Below are 15,015 nucleotides of genomic sequence, written 5' to 3' on the forward strand. Positions count from 1 at the left end.
GACAAGGGGACAAGGGGGACAAGGGGGACAAGGGGGACAAGGGGGACAAGGGGAATCTTGATTCCTAACTCCTAACTCCTAACTCCTAACTCCTAACTCCTAACTCCTAACTCCTAACTCCTAACCCCAAACTCCTAACTCCTAACCCCAAACTCCTAACCCCAAACTCCTAACCCCTAACTCCTAACTCCTAACTCCTAACTCCTAACTCCTAACTCCTAACTCCCAACTCCCAACTCCTAACTCCCAACTCCCAACTCCCAACTCCTAACTAATCTAAAATTAAAAATGTTGAAGATTGCTTTATTTGGTACAAGTGCCGATCCACCAACTGCTGGACATCAAACGATTTTAACCTGGTTATCTGAACATTACGATCGCGTGATAGTTTGGGCAGCAAATAATCCCTTTAAATCGCATCAAACACCTTTGGAACATCGAGTGGCAATGTTGCAATTATTAATTGCGGATATGAATACGCTACAGCGCAACGTTGTGTTAGAACAAGAATTAAGTAGCTTGAGAACACTAGAAACGGTGGAAAAAGCGAAACTCAGTGTAGGTGAAGACGTAGAATTAACATTAGTTATCGGTTCAGATTTGCTGAATCAACTGCCACGTTGGTATCGAATTGAAGATTTGTTGCGACAAGTACAATTACTAGTAGTGCCGCGACCGGGACATGGGATAGATGAGTCTAGTTTGTCAGGGGTGCTTCATCAGGGGGGAAAAATTGCGATCGCTAACCTCATCGGTCTAGAGGTTTCTTCAACAGCCTATCGTGAAAATAAAGATCCTCAAGCTTTAACTGCCCCTGTTGTTAACTATATTCATCAAAAGCATTTGTACGAATGCCAGGACACAAGCAAAAAAAAAATCTAAATCTATTAAATGAACAACCTTTGGCTGATTTCAAAGTTGGTGTTGACAATGTAATTTTTTCTGTCGATACCGCGCAAAATCGGCTACTAGTTTTATTAATAATGCGACAACAGGAGCCATTTGTAAATCAATGGAGTCTTCCCGGTACTTTAGTACGTCAAGGAGAATCTTTAGAAGATGCTGCCTATCGCATCATGTCTGAGAAAATTAAAGTTAACAATCTCTATTTAGAGCAATTGTATACCTTTGGTGGACCAAATCGCGATCCACGCGAAGCAATCGATAGCTTTGGTGTCCGCTATCTATCAGTTAGCTACTTTGCCCTTGTTCGCTTTGAAGAAGCCGAATTAATTGCTGATAAAGTAACTGGTATAGCTTGGTATCCGGTCAAGCAAGTACCAGAATTAGCTTTTGACCATAACGAAGTTTTAGCCTATGGACACACACGGCTGCGAAATAAATTAGAGTATAGTCCCGTAGCTTTTGAAGTCTTGCCAGAAACATTTACTTTAAATGATTTATATCAGTTATACACTACAGTATTAGGAGATAATTTTGCCGATTATTCTAATTTTCGAGCGCGTCTACTCAAATTAGGTTTTTTATCCGATACTGGAATTAAAATATCACGCGGTGCCGGTCGTCCAGCTAGTTTGTATAAGTTTGATGCAGAAGCATTTGCTCCCTTAAAAGATAAACCTTTAGTGTTTATTTAATCAACCGCGTCTTCTGTAAAGACGTTCCGTCGGAACGTCTCTACCGCACCTTCTGTAAAGACGTTCCGTCGGAACGTCTCTACGGCGTCTTCTGTAAAGACGTTCCGTCGGAACGTCTCTACGGCGTCTTCTGTAAAGACGTTCCGTCGGAACGTCTCTACCGCACCTTCTGTAAAGACGTTCCGTCGGAACGTCTCTACCGCACCTTCTAATTAATCCAAAATGAAAATAGCGATCGCTCAAATTAACCCGATAATTGGTGACTTACCAGGAAACGCTGCAAAAATTCTTTGTGCAGCCCAAAAAGCAGCCACAGCAGGTGCGCGTTTACTATTAACACCAGAACTTTCTTTATGTGGCTATCCTCCAAGGGATTTATTATTAAATCCTAGCTTTGTTGAGGCAATGCATATAAGTCTGCAACAATTAGTTAAAGATTTACCGCCAAATTTAGCCGTATTAGTCGGAACAGTTGAAGAAAATTTGCAAGCACAAAATAATGGCGAAAAACCTTTATTTAATAGCATGGCGTTATTAGATAATGGGATTAAACAAGTTTTTCATAAGCGACTTTTGCCAACTTATGATGTCTTTGATGAATGTCGCTACTTTGAAGCAGGTTTACAAGCGAATTATTTCACCTTAGATGACATTGATATTGGCGTAACTATTTGCGAAGATTTATGGAATGATGAGGAATTTTGGGGTAAACGTAGTTACACAAAAAATCCAATTGCTGACTTAGCAATTTTGGGTGTAGATTTCATCGTGAATTTATCTGCATCCCCCTACAGCGTTCATAAACAGCAGTTTCGAGAAACGATGTTGCGACATAGTGCAGTTCGTTTTCAACAACCACTTATTTACGCCAATCAAGTAGGTGGAAATGATGATTTGATTTTTGATGGGAGAAGCTTTGCTTTGAATCGTCAAGGTGAATTAATATGTCGTGCCCGTGGATTTGAAACCGATTTAGTAATAGTTGAATTTGACGAAGTACAGCGAGATTTACTCCCAAGTACTGTAGTCGCTGAATATGAAAGTGAAGATGAAGAAATTTGGCACGCTTTAGTTTTGGGAGTGCGAGATTATGCTCAAAAGTGCCGCTTTTCTCAAGTAGTATTAGGTTTAAGTGGGGGAATTGATTCTTCATTAGTCGCTGCGATCGCCACTGCCGCACTTGGTAAAGAAAATGTCTTTGGTGTGCTGATGCCTTCGCCCTACAGTTCCGAACATTCTATCACCGATGCTTTAGCATTGGGTGAAAGCCTGGGAATCAAGACCACCACATTACCCATCGGGCAGTTGATGCAAGGCTATGACAATACCTTAGCAGACTTGTTTGCTGGGACACAATTTGGACTAGCCGAGGAGAATATTCAATCCCGGATTCGGGGTAATTTATTGATGGCGATCGCCAACAAATTCGGCTATCTGCTATTATCTACCGGCAACAAATCAGAAATGGCAGTTGGTTACTGCACCCTTTATGGTGATATGAATGGTGGATTAGCTGTAATTGCCGATGTCCCCAAAACCCGCGTGTATTCAATTTGCCACTGGCTTAATCAAGAAGGGGGAGAGGGGGACAAGGGGAGAGGGGGGGAAAAAATTTCCTCATCATCCCATAAGCAAATTATTCCTGAAAACGTCCTCACCAAAGCACCCAGCGCTGAACTTAAACCAGGTCAAGTCGATCAAGATTCCCTACCACCCTACGAGATATTAGACGACATTCTCCAACGTCTAATTCACAACCACCAATCAGCCGCACAAATAGTTGACGCCGGTCACGACACACAAATTGTAGACCGAGTAATTCAGATGGTAGCACGTGCCGAATTTAAGCGACGACAAGCACCCCCCGGCTTGAAAATCACCGATCGCGCTTTCGGTACCGGTTGGAGAATGCCCATCGCTAGCAACTGGTTTGCAGTTAAAAACACCTACCAAAGTAAAACAATCCCCATACATAACTAAGCACGCATAAATAATCCTTAATCAGAGTGCAAGTGTCCTTTCATACACTTGCGCTAGCTTTTTATATGCCCGTAGTAAGCACTTTAGTGCTTAAAAAACCCTTGTTTGGTCAAAATTTTCCTGTCTTGCTTGACAAAAGTGGAAAAACATGAGTTAATTTATATAGTACAGCAGTACTATATAATCCTAATCGAGGAAAATCCACCTCAAATGCAGATATTCTGCAACTTTCGGCTTTGCTAGTCATGTTTTTTTGGCAAATCACCCAGAAACACATAAAAAACCAAGCATCTCAGTTTTTCAAACCAAAATCATCACCTACTAACTAGTTTGAAATCAACCTGATTGCAAACATAGCCATAATTTTATTTTTCAGTAAAAAAATACCTAGTCCTAAATCCTAGAATTACACTTTCAGTAATTCTACGGCGTTAAAAACGCTCATTTAAAGGCTAGTGTGATGTCTGCATAGAGATAATATGGCTTGCAAAAAGAGTAAACCATTGCATATAGGAGTCAAGTATGACCATAGCAGTTAAAGACAGCAAACAACAACTAATGCAAGCATTTCAGCAGATTATTGCTGATAGAAAAAAACTAGAAACTAAAATAGCAACCAAACAAGAAGAAGCAGAAAAAGCCAAAAATAAAGAAACACTCGAAGCAGCTTCTACCTACACAGTTGATAATATTGTCAAAGGTTTAGCTGATTTGCAATTAGAGTTTGGCAGCATTGTCAATCAACTATCTGAAAAGTTAGCTACACAGAACTCTAAGTTAGATGAACTGAATCGAGCTAGAGAAATTGCCACCCAAAATTTGCAAGAACTTCAGCAAATTAGAATTGTTGCCGATACCTTAGATATCTTAACTCAAGAACACCGAGAAAAGTTAAAAGCTCTTGAAGAAGATATCAGAAATAAGCGAGAAACACTAGAAAAAGAAATTGCCCAAAAGCGTAAAGAATGGCAAAAAGAGCAAGCAGAGTATGAAGAAGCGCTAGAAGCATACAACGACTCATTAGCCAAACAACGAACTTTAGAAACAGACGAATATCAATATAAGTTAGAAACTACTCGCAAACTTAACACAAATGCTTACGAAGCGATAAAGCGCGATTCAGAAAGAGAAATACAAGAAACCACGCAACAGAAAGAAAAAGATTGGGCAGAACGAGAAAAAATTATCAAAGAACGTCAACCTTTATTTACAGAATATCAACAGCAAATTACAGCCTTTCCCAACGAAATGGAAGAAGCAATTAAGAAAGCTAGAGAAGAAGCAATTAAAGAAACAAGTCAAAAGGCTAAAGTAGAGGCTGATTTATTTGAAAAAGATTGGGAGTCTGCTAAACAAAGCTATGATGCTAAAGTTCAATCTTTGGAACAAACAATTCAGAAGCAAGTTGAGCAAATAGAAGGTATTTCGGCTCAACTACAAACTGCATTGAAACAAGCCCAAGATTTGGCAATGAGAGCTTTTGACAGTTCAGCAAAATAGTTTGTACTCGATATGGTGGGCAATGCCCACTATATATCAATACGCTTGGTGCTAAGGAATTGGTGGTAAAAATTGTATGTAGAGACGTAGCATTGCTACGTCTCTACGAGGATTTGGGCTTAACTGAACCGTATTGCACTAAACATGATTTTTAGTTTTGAATTAATGGAGGTTTATTATGGCAGCTAGAAAACCAAATGATAAAAACACTAAAGTCGAAATTCTCCAAGCATATGAAGAATTAACAAAAGAGAAAGCAGCACTCCAATCACAAATTGACCAACTACAAAAAGGCAGTCAATCTGCCACACTAGAAAAACCTAAATTGGAACCAAAAACGTCTATGAACCAGTCATCTAACGTTCAGCAAAAGATGAACTCTACTATTGAAAGCTTGACAAAAATTCAGTTAGGTTTTGGTAGCGCTGCCAGCGAATTATCAGAACAACTCAGCAATCAAGCTTTTAAATTAGCAGAAATTAGAGAAGCTATAGATAAGGAAGTTGAAGAATTAAAGCAGTTACATAATTTAGAAATTTCCGAAGATATATTAGATACCCTTGTCAAATCCTATGAAGATAATGCTAAGGCTTATCAAGAGGAGTTTAGCCAGCGTTATGAAGAGTTATCCCAACAAATATTAGAGGAAAGAAATACTTGGGGGAAAGAGCAAGAAGAATACAAAGGAACGACAAAAGAACGCAATGAAAACATTCATAAAAATCGGCAAAGAGAAACGGCAGAATATAAATATGATTTAGAACTGCAACGCAAACTACAAACAGATGAATATGAACAACGGCAGAAAGGTTTATATAAAGAGTTGGAAGAGATACAACAAGAAATAAATAAACAGTGGAGCGAAAAGGAGAAAGAAGTTTCTGAGCGAGAAAAGCAATTTGAAGAAGCCAAAGCTAAGGTAGAAGCATTTCCTAAAGAAAAAGAAGCAGCAATTAAGAAAGCGACAGAAGAAGGCAAAGGTATTGCTCACTACCAAGCTAAGATAAAATCAGATTTATACGCTAAAGATGTAGAAGGACAAAAGCGTTTTTATGAGCAAAGACTGCAATCTTTAGAACAGACAATATCTAATCAAGATTCTCGAATTCAAAATTTAACGAAACAACTTGATTCTGCTCTTAAGCAAGTACAAGATTTGGCTGTTAAAGCTATCGAAGGTTCGGCAAATGTCAATTCCTATCAAGCGATAAAAGAAATTGCTTTGGAACAAGCAAAAACTCAAGCTAAAAATAAGTAACTTGGTTTTAAATTAGAGTTATCAACTAGTAACAATCACGTTTTTACTAGTTGATAAATTGAATAATCTCGTAGTGAGGACTAAAGTCCTCAAATCAAAGGACTGAAGTCCTTACTACTTGTTTAAATAAGAAAATAGAGACGCATTTATGTTTGCGTCTCTACCCAGAGGAAACCCATTATATTTAAAAGTTAAAAAATAAAAAATTACAACATAAACTTCTCTGCAAGCTACTTGATCGATATTACTCAAGTAATTTACAGGGTGAATTATAGTGTTTCATCCAGTTTTTTAGGCTGCGGTTTAACGTCGATTTGGTTATTGACTTGGGATCTAGTAGCACCATTCTCAGTTTTTATTGGTTTGCCATTATTAGGAGGTTTTAGACTAGTCATAAGAAGATATCTGATTGTGAACTCTCTACAACTTTGGATACAATCGCGTAAGTTGCTAATCCGGAAAATAAGAAAAAAAAATCGGCTTGTAGCCGATAAAAAAAATTAAATTGTCTATATTGCTTGCAAATAGCGGATTTAATATCACGCAAAGGCAGAAAAATCTAGATTGGGGGGAATATCTTGAATACGTCCAGGTCCGATCGCTTGCAATGCTTCTTTCAAAGAAATATCACCAGTATACAACGCCTTCCCGACAATCACACCTGTTACACCTTGAGATTCCAACGCAAGCAAACTTAACAAATCTGTTACAGAACTAACCCCACCAGAAGCGATAATAGGGATAGATATAGCAGCGGCAAGTTCTCGCAAAGCTTCTAAATTGGGTCCCGACAATGTACCGTCACGGTGGATATCTGTGTAGATAATCGCTGCTGCTCCTAATTCTTGCATTTGTACTGCTAGTTGCGTAGCTAAAACTTCTGAAGTTTCTAACCAACCACGAGTCGCTACTAAGGAGTTACGTGCATCAATACCAATAATAATTTGTTCGGGAAATTCTTGGCAGAGTTGTTGTACTAACTCAGGCTGTTCTACAGCGATGGTTCCCAAAATTGCTCGCTGCACACCTATATTGAATAATTGTTGCACACTTTGGCGATCGCGCAAACCCCCACCAACTTGAATTGGCACCGATACTGTGGAGGCGATCGCTTCAATTGCCCCTAGATTAACTATCTTACCTGCTTTTGCGCCATCCAAATCAACAACGTGCAGTCTCCTTGCACCCTCTTCAACCCACTGTTTGGCAACATCAGCCGGATTTTCATTAAAAACTTGCGACTGTGAATAGTCTCCTTGATAAAGTCGCACACAACGACCTTCTAGTAAATCAATCGCAGGAATTACATCCATAATTGTTGGTTATTAGTTGTTAGTTGTTAGTTGTTAGTGGTTAGTGGTTAGTTGGAGCGTTCTTGCGGAAGAAATTCCTCCTTGTCCCCCTTCCCTTGTCCCCCTTGTCCCCTTCCCTGTCCCCCTGTCCCCCTCTCCCCATCCCCTACTCCCTACTCCCTTTCATAACCGCTTCCCGAAAACCCAACACAATTAATATATTAGAAAGCGTTAAAAAAACTTCTGCACCTCCGTGTAGGAAATCGACATTTGCTAAAGACTCACCATAATGCACTTGGGCATAAATCCCTATCGGAATCGTGACTCCAACAAAGACCAAAGTGCCGTAAAATCCATAAAGTGCCAAACGTGGCATTTGCTCAGAACGTCTAATAAACCACAAAAATCCCAAGTAGGGAAACAGTGATAGGGCAAATAAAGTTTCTTTTGAAATCATCGGTTTTGAGGAGTTAGGTAGAGACGTCGCAATGAAACGTCTGTTGTAGAGACGTTCTAATGGAACGTCTGTTGTAGAGACGTTCTAATGGAACGTCTGTTGTAGAGACGTTCTAATGGAACGTCTGTTGTAGAGACGCGAAATTTCGCGTCTCTACAGGAATTTGCAATATTAAAAAATCATAACTTTGATGTCATAGTTTCTTGAGAATCTGCTTCTACAGCCTTTTCCGATTTGGTGGAACGCCAAATCAACACCGCAGCTGCCCAAAGTGTAAAATTACCGATTAAGGTCATGGCAGCTTGCAGCGTTACCAACCATTCTAAAGATTCGGCATTATCGAAATAATGCCAGGTGCAAGCACACATAGCGCTAATCAAAGCTGGTAACATAGCAAAAGACAAGGCTCCCCAAGTACGGTTGCCAGTAACTTCACCGTAAGTCCAGATTAACCAAATCGCGGCAATCCACTCAATAACGCTAGAAACATGAATAATCCAGGTGGGAATCGAAAGGACGTGCATAATTAATTCAAAATTAAAAAATCCAAAATGTCTAAGATGCGGGTGTTGTTGTCTGGGTATTACGGTAAGGGAAATGGTGGTGATGAAGCTTTGTTAGCGACGCTTCTACAAATGCTACCAGAACATGTCACGCCTGTGGTTCTCTCTGGTAATCCACACCAAACACGCGATCGCTATTTGGTAGAGTCAAGCGATCGCATGGCACCGTTATCTGTAATTCAAGCTTTGCGCTCCTGCGATGCTTTCATCTGGGGTGGTGGTAGTTTAATTCAAGATGTCACCAGCAGTATTAGCCCATTTTACTACGGCTCTTTGATGGCATTAGCACAAAAAATGAAGTTAAAAACTGTTGCTTGGGCACAAGGGATTGGTCCATTAAAGCGTTCTCTAACTCGTTCTTTGGCGCGGAACACCTATTCTAATTGTACCAAAGTTAGTGTACGCGATCGCGCTAGTGCTGCTTTATTATCTGATTGGCAAATACCTTTTATTCTCGCTCCCGATCCGGTTTGGGCTTTGGAAAGTAAGCCTGTACCTGGACTGTGGGATTTACCTGCGCCGAGAGTTGCTGTTACATTGCGATCGCATCCGCAACTCACAGAAACGCGCCTTGCGAATTTAACTCGCGCTTTAGTTGATTTCCAAAAAGCCACGCAAACCTTTATTTTACTGCTGCCTTTTCAAAAAAGCGAAGATTTAAGCATTGCCGAAGCCATCCAACCGCAGCTAGCAAATGTCAGCAAAATTATGTGTTTGGAAGATCCACAACTTTTAAAAGGTGTGTATCGTGGTGTAGAAATGGCGATTGGAATGCGTTTGCACAGCTTAATTATGGCAGCTAGTGAAGGCTGTCGCTGTTTTGCTCTCAGTTACGATCCCAAAGTTAATCGCTTGATGGAAGATTTAGATATGCCTGGATGGGATTTAGCTAGTTTACCAGATGATGTCAACTTGATTGGCACAACTTGGATCGAACATTATGCCAATGGAGATGCGTTGTCACGAGAAAAAATTCAGTTTTTAATAGATAGAGCGCTTATACATCGTGAAGTATTGAGTCAAGCACTTGCTTAAATAACAATCAAGCATCAGTAGAAAAAATTAAGTTTTATGACGATTGTCACCCCGAAACGCTTTACCATAACCGAGTACCATCGCTTGATTTCACTGGGATTTCTAACTGAGGACGATCGAGTTGAGTTGATCCGGGGAGAATTGATGCAAATGGCAGCAAAAGGCACACGTCATTCTGTCTGTAATACTAAGTTATATCAAGAGTTATATGAATTAATTAAAGGTTTAGCCGTTGTGCGGGGGCAAGAGCCTATTATACTTTCTAGCGATAGTGAGCCTGAGCCAGATGTTGTTATTGCACGCGGTCAAGATGATGATTATTTATCCAATCATCCTCTACCCGAAGATATTTTACTAGTTATCGAAGTCTCAGATTCGACGCTGAAATATGACCGGAATACTAAACTAGAACTTTACGCTGAAGCTCAAATTAGCGACTACTGGATTATTAACTTGTTAGCGAATCAACTAGAGCGTTACAGTCAACCTTACCAAGATACTCAAGGTAATTTTGGCTATCGCATTAAGCAGATTTATCTTAGTAATGAGTCGGTGATACTTCCAGGTTTTCCCAATTTATCTTTGAAATTGGTGCGAGTATTTCCAGGTTTGGGATAAGTTCAAATTAGTTATGAGTATCAGCCTTTGGATAATGCGAGTATCGCCTAAAATTATATCGATAAATGACATTAACGAAGAGGATATTTTAGAAATTGGTACAAAGTCAGAAATAGTTTGTATAATTTCTGAACTTTGCCCAGAATATTCATTCGATGAAAGTTGTTATTATTTACCAGGATACACCGAAGATAATACAAGTCATTTTCGCTGGAGAGTCTGTTTGGGAAATGATGACTCTGTAAAAATGATTCATATTTCACCCCATATAGGCAAGTGTGATTTAACAATTATTAAAAATATTTGTCAGCGGTTAAAATGCCGTGTTTTTGATCCACAATATAGTGAATTTATCTTAACTGAATAAACGGGCAACAGGGCAAGTTAACCCAAGTAGTAGCGATGTCAACGATTGAAAAAGTCATTGGCTGTAATTTTCAAAGTAACTAACAAAAGCCTGCGAAAATAGTGTTATACTTACGTACAGCGATGTTTTATGGGAGTTAAATCAGAATGATACGTCGGTAACACAAACACGCAAATCAGTTAAGTCGCTGCAATCGGGCTAAATGTCCTGCTCGATTCTGATTGTTCGTTTGTTGTCATCACCAAAGTCACTTACTAATCGATGGCGATTTGTCACTTGATCGTATCCTGTTTGACCCAGTAACAGAAAGTATTAGCGGTATGATTGATTTTGGTACGTCTGGTTTAGGCGATCCTGCTTGTGATATCGCAGTGCAACTGGGAAACAGAGAGTGAAAGTATTGTGCAGCGTATGCAAAGTGAGTATCTAATGTTAGCAGAACACATCGACCGCGCACGCTTCTGGGTAGGAACGTTAGAGTTACAATGGGCTAATCGTGCATTGAAGTATAAAGATATTAGCTTATCACTGGCGCATATCGGCATGGCAAAAGATATTAAACTTGTAGGTACACCTTTGCGTTAATTCGTAGAGTTTTAAAACGCACCAGGTAGCTGAGGTAAGCCCAGAGTGACGCTGAGTCTTTATTTAAAGTTAAGTAAATAAACTCGCAACAGAGCAAGTAAACCCAGGTAGTAGCGGTGAACTTAGATTGTCAGTGCTAAATAAGGTTGCCGCTAACACCAGTGTTGCTTGCTCTCGTCGATAAATCTGGATTTGCTGTAATTGGCGATCAACTATCCAATATTCTCGCACACCTTGAGTAGCGTAGAGCTTTAACTTTACCTGCTTATCGCGTCGTTCGTTTTCCTCACCAGGAGAGACCCTTACGACACTGGGATCATCAACAGGTTGCTGATAGTGTTTGTATGGAGTTGAATCTTTGATCACGTCAAACTAACTTGGGAGAAGCAGTAACAAGCGCTGGAATTATTTTCACCAATGCGGATAATGTCATCCCTGACGTAGTTTGGATCGCTAAAGAACGGTTAGCATCAGTGTTAGATGATGCAGGACATTTAACTGCTGCACCAGAGTTGGTAGTTGAAGTTCTGTCAGAAATAATTCTCCGTCTACAATCTCATAGCGATTGCCGTTGTCTGGCAACAACTCTAAATCAGCAGTTGTCCAACGTACTTGGTTCGTTTGGCTCATATAAGCATCCTTTGAATCATATCTTTTAATCTACCAGCCTCAACGAACGTGCGGCAAAATAAATAGGTAAGCTGCGAAAAGGGAAATATCACAGCATGATTAATTTAATAACAATTGCACTTAAACACAACGCGAAAAACCTAATTATTTTCCATTAAATCTGCCTTTAATTAAAGCTTTTGAATAAATGAACTTTCAAAATACTGTAACTTTTTTCGTTGGGGAAAATGGTTCGGTAAAATCAACCATGTTAGAAGCGACCGCAACAGAAATTAACTTGAACTTTGTCCCTTGTAGTAAGCGCTTCAGCGCTTTTCTGAAAAGATAAAGCGCTGAAGCGCTTACTACAATTCATCCCCACAATCTTCTACCTGCTTTGCCATTTAATCTTTCATGAGTATCTTTCAACAAAGCCGGAATATTCAACTTTTCTGGACATTTCGGTAAACAATCACCGCACTCTGTACACTTATTCCCTTTCATTCCACCGAACCAGTGACCGGCGTTTTCAAACATTCCGTAGCGATATTCTCCATAATCGCTCATATCGTATGCTACAGCAAGATTCCGCAGGCGCAATACTTCCGGTATATTGATATTTGCTGGACAAGGTAAACAAGCATAGCATTGACTGCACTTGTCAGTTGCCAAAGCTGTATTTTTATGACTTTCTAAACGTTCAAAAACAGCAATTTCTTCTGATGTTAATTTACCGTCAAAATTAGCCGCTTGTATCGGTTCTAGCAATTCATCGGGGTTTGCGGCTCCCACACTGAGGGTGGTAATGTCAGGATTGCTGAGTAAAAAACGATAATTTAGCTCTAAGGGTGAAAACGGAGAACACAAATCTTTGAGAATTTCCGGTGGAGTGTAAAGTTTTCCTCCTTTATCAGCCGGGGAAATGATAAAAACACCCATGTCTTTTTGACTAGCTAACTGAATCGCTGGTGCATTCCTTTGGAAAAAATAGTAATAATGCAGATTGACAAATTCAAATAAATCTGTATTGATAGCTGCAAGAATTACATCAACAGAACCGTGAGTAGAAAAGCCTAGGTGTTTGATGCGCCGATCGCGCTTCGCTTCTTGCACTGCTTGCATACAACCATTTTTGGCTTGAACCCAGTCTAAATGCTCACTCGTATTTAAACCATGAATTCCCAAACAATCTATATAATCTAGCTTTAATCGCGTCAGAGATTCATCAATATAGCGACGCATGCTGTCAGCATCCGGTGTGGGAGGAATTTTGGTAGTAATGTAAAGCTGATTTCTGGGTATTTGTCCCCCAATCAGCGCTGCACCAAGATACTCCTCACTATTGCCATAACCTCTGGCAGTTTCTATATGATTAATTCCTTCTTCGATCGCTTTTTGGATCGTTAAGAGCGCATTTTCCTCAGAAGCCAGGTAGCGCATTGTCCCCAAGGAAAGCACCGAAAGGCGTAAATTTGTTTTCCCGAAACGTCGGTATTCCATCTTTTAGATCATATCCGGTAAATTACTTACAATGTAAAGACGTTCCGGCGGAACGTCTCTACGACGGATTGCTAGCTGTCGGTGCCGAAGCGCTTGATCAAATCTTCGGGACGGAGATTGGAAATAAATTCGCGAAACGCTTGCTGTTCGGCTTCATCAGCATCGCGATCCACGGGGATGGAAGCATTAGCGATCACTTCTTCCATAACCCAGATAGGAGCGTTGGTACGCAGAGCCACGGCGATCGCATCGCTGGGACGCGCATCAATTTCTTTTTTGACATCACCTTGCTGGACAATCAAAGCTGCATAAAATGTGTCCTTTTGTAGCGAATGGATAATGACCTTCTCTAAAGTCATATTCCATAGTTCTAGAATATTCACTATCAAATCGTGGGTTAAGGGTCTGGGAGGCTTTTGATTCTCCAGCGCACCCATAATAGCCCTAGCCTGTTCTTGACCAATATAAATTGGCAAAGCGCGGCGATCTGAAGCATCTTTCAAAAGTACAATGGGGCTGCGGGTGATAGCATCTAATGCTATGCCAGCGACTTTCATTTCAATCATTGGCGAAGCCTCTACAATCCTTTGAGCGCTTGGTAGCTATGTAATAAATAGTACTCATTGTCGGGGAAGACGGCGAAAAGAATAAGCATAGGCCTTTGTTTTCTATAATCACTTCTATTAAACTCCCTGCTAGTGGTGAACACTCCTCGGAATTCTTTCTCGGTGTAGTTCAACAATAATCTTCTTAACCAAGTATGCCTTGTAAATGATATAAATGTGTTGATTTGTTTCTGCAATAACTTGTCTAAAATAATACTCATGAGGTGGAAATTATTGTGATAATTACGAGTTGATTTAAGTCAAAATTAGGCAATAAATAGAGTTAGTTTTGCGAAAAAGCCGTGTTTACAGGATTAATCCAATCATTAGGAACGATCAAACCTTTAGGGAGCGATTCTTGGCAAATTACATGTTTACCCCAGTCACCTGAGTTAATTATGCAAGATTTAGCTTGTGGTGACAGTATTGCTGTCGATGGTATTTGTCTAACGGTAGAAGAAATTTTAGAATGCGGATTTATCGCCACCGCTTCACCAGAAACTCTTCGCCGCACGACTTTGAGGCAACAATCAGACCAGAAGTATGTTAACCTAGAAGCGTCCCTGCGAGTAGGCAGCAAAATCGGCGGTCATTTTGTTATGGGTCATGTAGACGGTACAGGACGAATGCAGGCAGTCCAACAAACTGCAACTTCCTGGGAAATGACTTTTATCGCCGAAAGTGCGATCGCTCGCTACATTGTCCCCAAAGGCAGCATAGCCGTAAACGGCATCAGCCTGACAGTCGCCGAATATGAACCAGAACTTTCCCAATTCAAAGTGGCAGTTATTCCCCTCACCTATGCCGAAACCAATCTCCGCTATCTCCGTCCCGGTAGTTTGGTCAATCTCGAAGGAGATATTCTCGGCAAATACGTGGAAAAATTCCTTTATCCCGGCAACCGACAAAATACAGCTTCAGATTCCAACTTTGATCAAATCACACCCGCATTCTTAGGCGAACACGGGTATTTGTAATTAGGGCATTGGGCATGGGGCATGGGGAATAGAAAGAAATGTCCCCCTTGTCCCCCTTGTCCCCCTTGTCC

Annotated in this window: 19 protein-coding genes; 12 read left to right on the forward strand and 7 right to left on the reverse strand. The window is 40.3% G+C overall.

All coding sequences use genetic code 11. From position 1 onward, the window contains the following. The first annotated feature begins 288 nt into the window (after window positions 1-288). The 5 genes from OGM63_RS22845 (at window position 289) to OGM63_RS22865 (ending at window position 6,336) form a co-directional block, all read left to right on the forward strand. Complete coding sequence (locus tag OGM63_RS22845; protein ID WP_263747963.1) at window positions 289-882, forward strand: nicotinate-nucleotide adenylyltransferase; 594 nt, start codon at window positions 289-291, stop codon at window positions 880-882. Further along, window positions 852-1,598, forward strand: coding sequence for an NUDIX hydrolase (locus OGM63_RS22850; protein WP_263747964.1), 747 nt, complete (start codon window positions 852-854; stop codon window positions 1,596-1,598). The genes OGM63_RS22845 and OGM63_RS22850 overlap by 31 nt, the downstream gene beginning before the upstream one ends. Window positions 1,599-1,820: 222 nt before the next feature. Further along, entirely contained in the window at window positions 1,821-3,578 is a 1,758-nt protein-coding gene (locus OGM63_RS22855) for an NAD+ synthase (RefSeq protein ID WP_263747965.1), read from the forward strand. Between the two features lie 522 nt (window positions 3,579-4,100). Beyond that, complete coding sequence (locus OGM63_RS22860) at window positions 4,101-5,078, forward strand: coiled-coil domain-containing protein (RefSeq protein WP_263747966.1); 978 nt, start codon at window positions 4,101-4,103, stop codon at window positions 5,076-5,078. A gap of 178 nt (window positions 5,079-5,256) precedes the next feature. Beyond that, the gene (locus OGM63_RS22865) at window positions 5,257-6,336 is read left to right on the forward strand and encodes a V-type ATP synthase subunit I domain-containing protein (RefSeq protein WP_263747967.1); all 1,080 of its coding nucleotides are present in this window, start codon (window positions 5,257-5,259) and stop codon (window positions 6,334-6,336) included. Between the two features lie 269 nt (window positions 6,337-6,605). Here the strand turns inward: OGM63_RS22865 and OGM63_RS22870 are convergent, their stop codons facing one another. The 4 genes from OGM63_RS22870 to OGM63_RS22885 form a co-directional block, all read right to left on the reverse strand. Further along, entirely contained in the window at window positions 6,606-6,731 is a 126-nt protein-coding gene (locus OGM63_RS22870; RefSeq protein ID WP_263747968.1) for a hypothetical protein, read from the reverse strand. Between the two features lie 144 nt (window positions 6,732-6,875). Continuing rightward, window positions 6,876-7,649: a 1-(5-phosphoribosyl)-5-[(5-phosphoribosylamino)methylideneamino]imidazole-4-carboxamide isomerase gene (gene hisA / locus OGM63_RS22875; RefSeq protein ID WP_263747969.1), complete on the reverse strand. Its 774-nt coding sequence runs from the start codon at window positions 7,647-7,649 to the stop codon at window positions 6,876-6,878. A 145-nt stretch (window positions 7,650-7,794) separates the two neighbouring features. Continuing rightward, a complete protein-coding gene (locus OGM63_RS22880; protein ID WP_263747970.1) occupies window positions 7,795-8,085 on the reverse strand; it encodes a DUF3593 domain-containing protein in 291 nt (96 codons plus the stop codon). 179 nt (window positions 8,086-8,264) lie between these two features. Further along, entirely contained in the window at window positions 8,265-8,609 is a 345-nt protein-coding gene (locus OGM63_RS22885) for a DUF2499 domain-containing protein (protein ID WP_263747971.1), read from the reverse strand. Window positions 8,610-8,636: 27 nt separating this feature from the next. Between OGM63_RS22885 and csaB the strand changes: the two genes are divergently transcribed. The 5 genes from csaB (at window position 8,637) to OGM63_RS22910 (ending at window position 11,253) form a co-directional block, all read left to right on the forward strand. After that, window positions 8,637-9,683 carry a polysaccharide pyruvyl transferase CsaB gene (gene csaB / locus OGM63_RS22890; protein ID WP_263747973.1) on the forward strand — a complete coding sequence of 349 codons (1,047 nt, stop codon included), beginning with the start codon at window positions 8,637-8,639 and terminating at the stop codon, window positions 9,681-9,683. A gap of 36 nt (window positions 9,684-9,719) precedes the next feature. Then, window positions 9,720-10,301, forward strand: a complete 582-nt coding sequence (locus OGM63_RS22895; RefSeq protein ID WP_263747974.1) for a Uma2 family endonuclease — start codon at window positions 9,720-9,722, stop codon at window positions 10,299-10,301. A gap of 13 nt (window positions 10,302-10,314) precedes the next feature. Then, on the forward strand, window positions 10,315-10,668 hold the full coding sequence (locus tag OGM63_RS22900; protein ID WP_263747975.1) for a hypothetical protein: 354 nt from the start codon (window positions 10,315-10,317) through the stop codon (window positions 10,666-10,668). Between the two features lie 269 nt (window positions 10,669-10,937). After that, window positions 10,938-11,063 carry a phosphotransferase gene (locus tag OGM63_RS22905; RefSeq protein WP_375340517.1) on the forward strand — a complete coding sequence of 42 codons (126 nt, stop codon included), beginning with the start codon at window positions 10,938-10,940 and terminating at the stop codon, window positions 11,061-11,063. Between the two features lie 7 nt (window positions 11,064-11,070). Beyond that, window positions 11,071-11,253 carry a hypothetical protein gene (locus OGM63_RS22910; protein ID WP_263747977.1) on the forward strand — a complete coding sequence of 61 codons (183 nt, stop codon included), beginning with the start codon at window positions 11,071-11,073 and terminating at the stop codon, window positions 11,251-11,253. Between the two features lie 69 nt (window positions 11,254-11,322). Here OGM63_RS22910 and OGM63_RS22915 read toward each other — a convergent pair whose 3' ends face one another. Further along, entirely contained in the window at window positions 11,323-11,619 is a 297-nt protein-coding gene (locus OGM63_RS22915) for a Uma2 family endonuclease (protein ID WP_263747978.1), read from the reverse strand. An 11-nt stretch (window positions 11,620-11,630) separates the two neighbouring features. Here OGM63_RS22915 and OGM63_RS29975 point away from each other — a divergent pair, with 11 nt between their 5' ends. Next, window positions 11,631-11,912: a Uma2 family endonuclease gene (locus OGM63_RS29975; RefSeq protein ID WP_375340518.1), complete on the forward strand. Its 282-nt coding sequence runs from the start codon at window positions 11,631-11,633 to the stop codon at window positions 11,910-11,912. Window positions 11,913-12,234: 322 nt separating this feature from the next. Here the strand turns inward: OGM63_RS29975 and OGM63_RS22930 are convergent, their stop codons facing one another. Together OGM63_RS22930 and OGM63_RS22935 are read right to left on the reverse strand one after the other, a co-directional pair. After that, window positions 12,235-13,362: an aldo/keto reductase gene (locus OGM63_RS22930; RefSeq protein ID WP_263747979.1), complete on the reverse strand. Its 1,128-nt coding sequence runs from the start codon at window positions 13,360-13,362 to the stop codon at window positions 12,235-12,237. Between the two features lie 71 nt (window positions 13,363-13,433). Then, window positions 13,434-13,928, reverse strand: a complete 495-nt coding sequence (locus tag OGM63_RS22935) for a bifunctional nuclease family protein (RefSeq protein WP_263747980.1) — start codon at window positions 13,926-13,928, stop codon at window positions 13,434-13,436. Between the two features lie 341 nt (window positions 13,929-14,269). Between OGM63_RS22935 and OGM63_RS22940 the strand changes: the two genes are divergently transcribed. Beyond that, on the forward strand, window positions 14,270-14,944 hold the full coding sequence (locus OGM63_RS22940; RefSeq protein ID WP_263747981.1) for a riboflavin synthase: 675 nt from the start codon (window positions 14,270-14,272) through the stop codon (window positions 14,942-14,944). The last annotated feature ends 71 nt before the right edge of the window (window positions 14,945-15,015 follow it).

Origin of the sequence: Plectonema radiosum NIES-515 (assembly GCF_025753815.1) — a bacterium.
Taxonomy (GTDB): Bacteria; Cyanobacteriota; Cyanobacteriia; order Cyanobacteriales; family Nostocaceae; genus Hassallia; species Hassallia radiosum_A.

Bases quoted from the DNA above. Each gene is read 5' to 3' on its own strand.
- OGM63_RS22865 (WP_263747967.1), top strand. From the start codon at position 5,257: ATGGCAGCTAGAAAACCAAATGATAAAAACACTAAAGTCGAAATTCTC.
- OGM63_RS22845 (WP_263747963.1), top strand. From the start codon at position 289: ATGTTGAAGATTGCTTTATTTGGTACAAGTGCCGATCCACCAACTGCT.
- OGM63_RS22855 (WP_263747965.1), top strand. From the start codon at position 1,821: ATGAAAATAGCGATCGCTCAAATTAACCCGATAATTGGTGACTTACCA.
- OGM63_RS22885 (WP_263747971.1), bottom strand. From the start codon at position 8,609: ATGCACGTCCTTTCGATTCCCACCTGGATTATTCATGTTTCTAGCGTT.
- OGM63_RS22870 (WP_263747968.1), bottom strand. From the start codon at position 6,731: ATGACTAGTCTAAAACCTCCTAATAATGGCAAACCAATAAAAACTGAG.
- OGM63_RS22900 (WP_263747975.1), top strand. From the start codon at position 10,315: ATGAGTATCAGCCTTTGGATAATGCGAGTATCGCCTAAAATTATATCG.
- OGM63_RS22895 (WP_263747974.1), top strand. From the start codon at position 9,720: ATGACGATTGTCACCCCGAAACGCTTTACCATAACCGAGTACCATCGC.
- OGM63_RS22850 (WP_263747964.1), top strand. From the start codon at position 852: ATGCCAGGACACAAGCAAAAAAAAAATCTAAATCTATTAAATGAACAA.
- csaB (WP_263747973.1), top strand. From the start codon at position 8,637: ATGTCTAAGATGCGGGTGTTGTTGTCTGGGTATTACGGTAAGGGAAAT.
- OGM63_RS22860 (WP_263747966.1), top strand. From the start codon at position 4,101: ATGACCATAGCAGTTAAAGACAGCAAACAACAACTAATGCAAGCATTT.
- hisA (WP_263747969.1), bottom strand. From the start codon at position 7,649: ATGGATGTAATTCCTGCGATTGATTTACTAGAAGGTCGTTGTGTGCGA.
- OGM63_RS22880 (WP_263747970.1), bottom strand. From the start codon at position 8,085: ATGATTTCAAAAGAAACTTTATTTGCCCTATCACTGTTTCCCTACTTG.
- OGM63_RS22935 (WP_263747980.1), bottom strand. From the start codon at position 13,928: ATGATTGAAATGAAAGTCGCTGGCATAGCATTAGATGCTATCACCCGC.
- OGM63_RS22930 (WP_263747979.1), bottom strand. From the start codon at position 13,362: ATGGAATACCGACGTTTCGGGAAAACAAATTTACGCCTTTCGGTGCTT.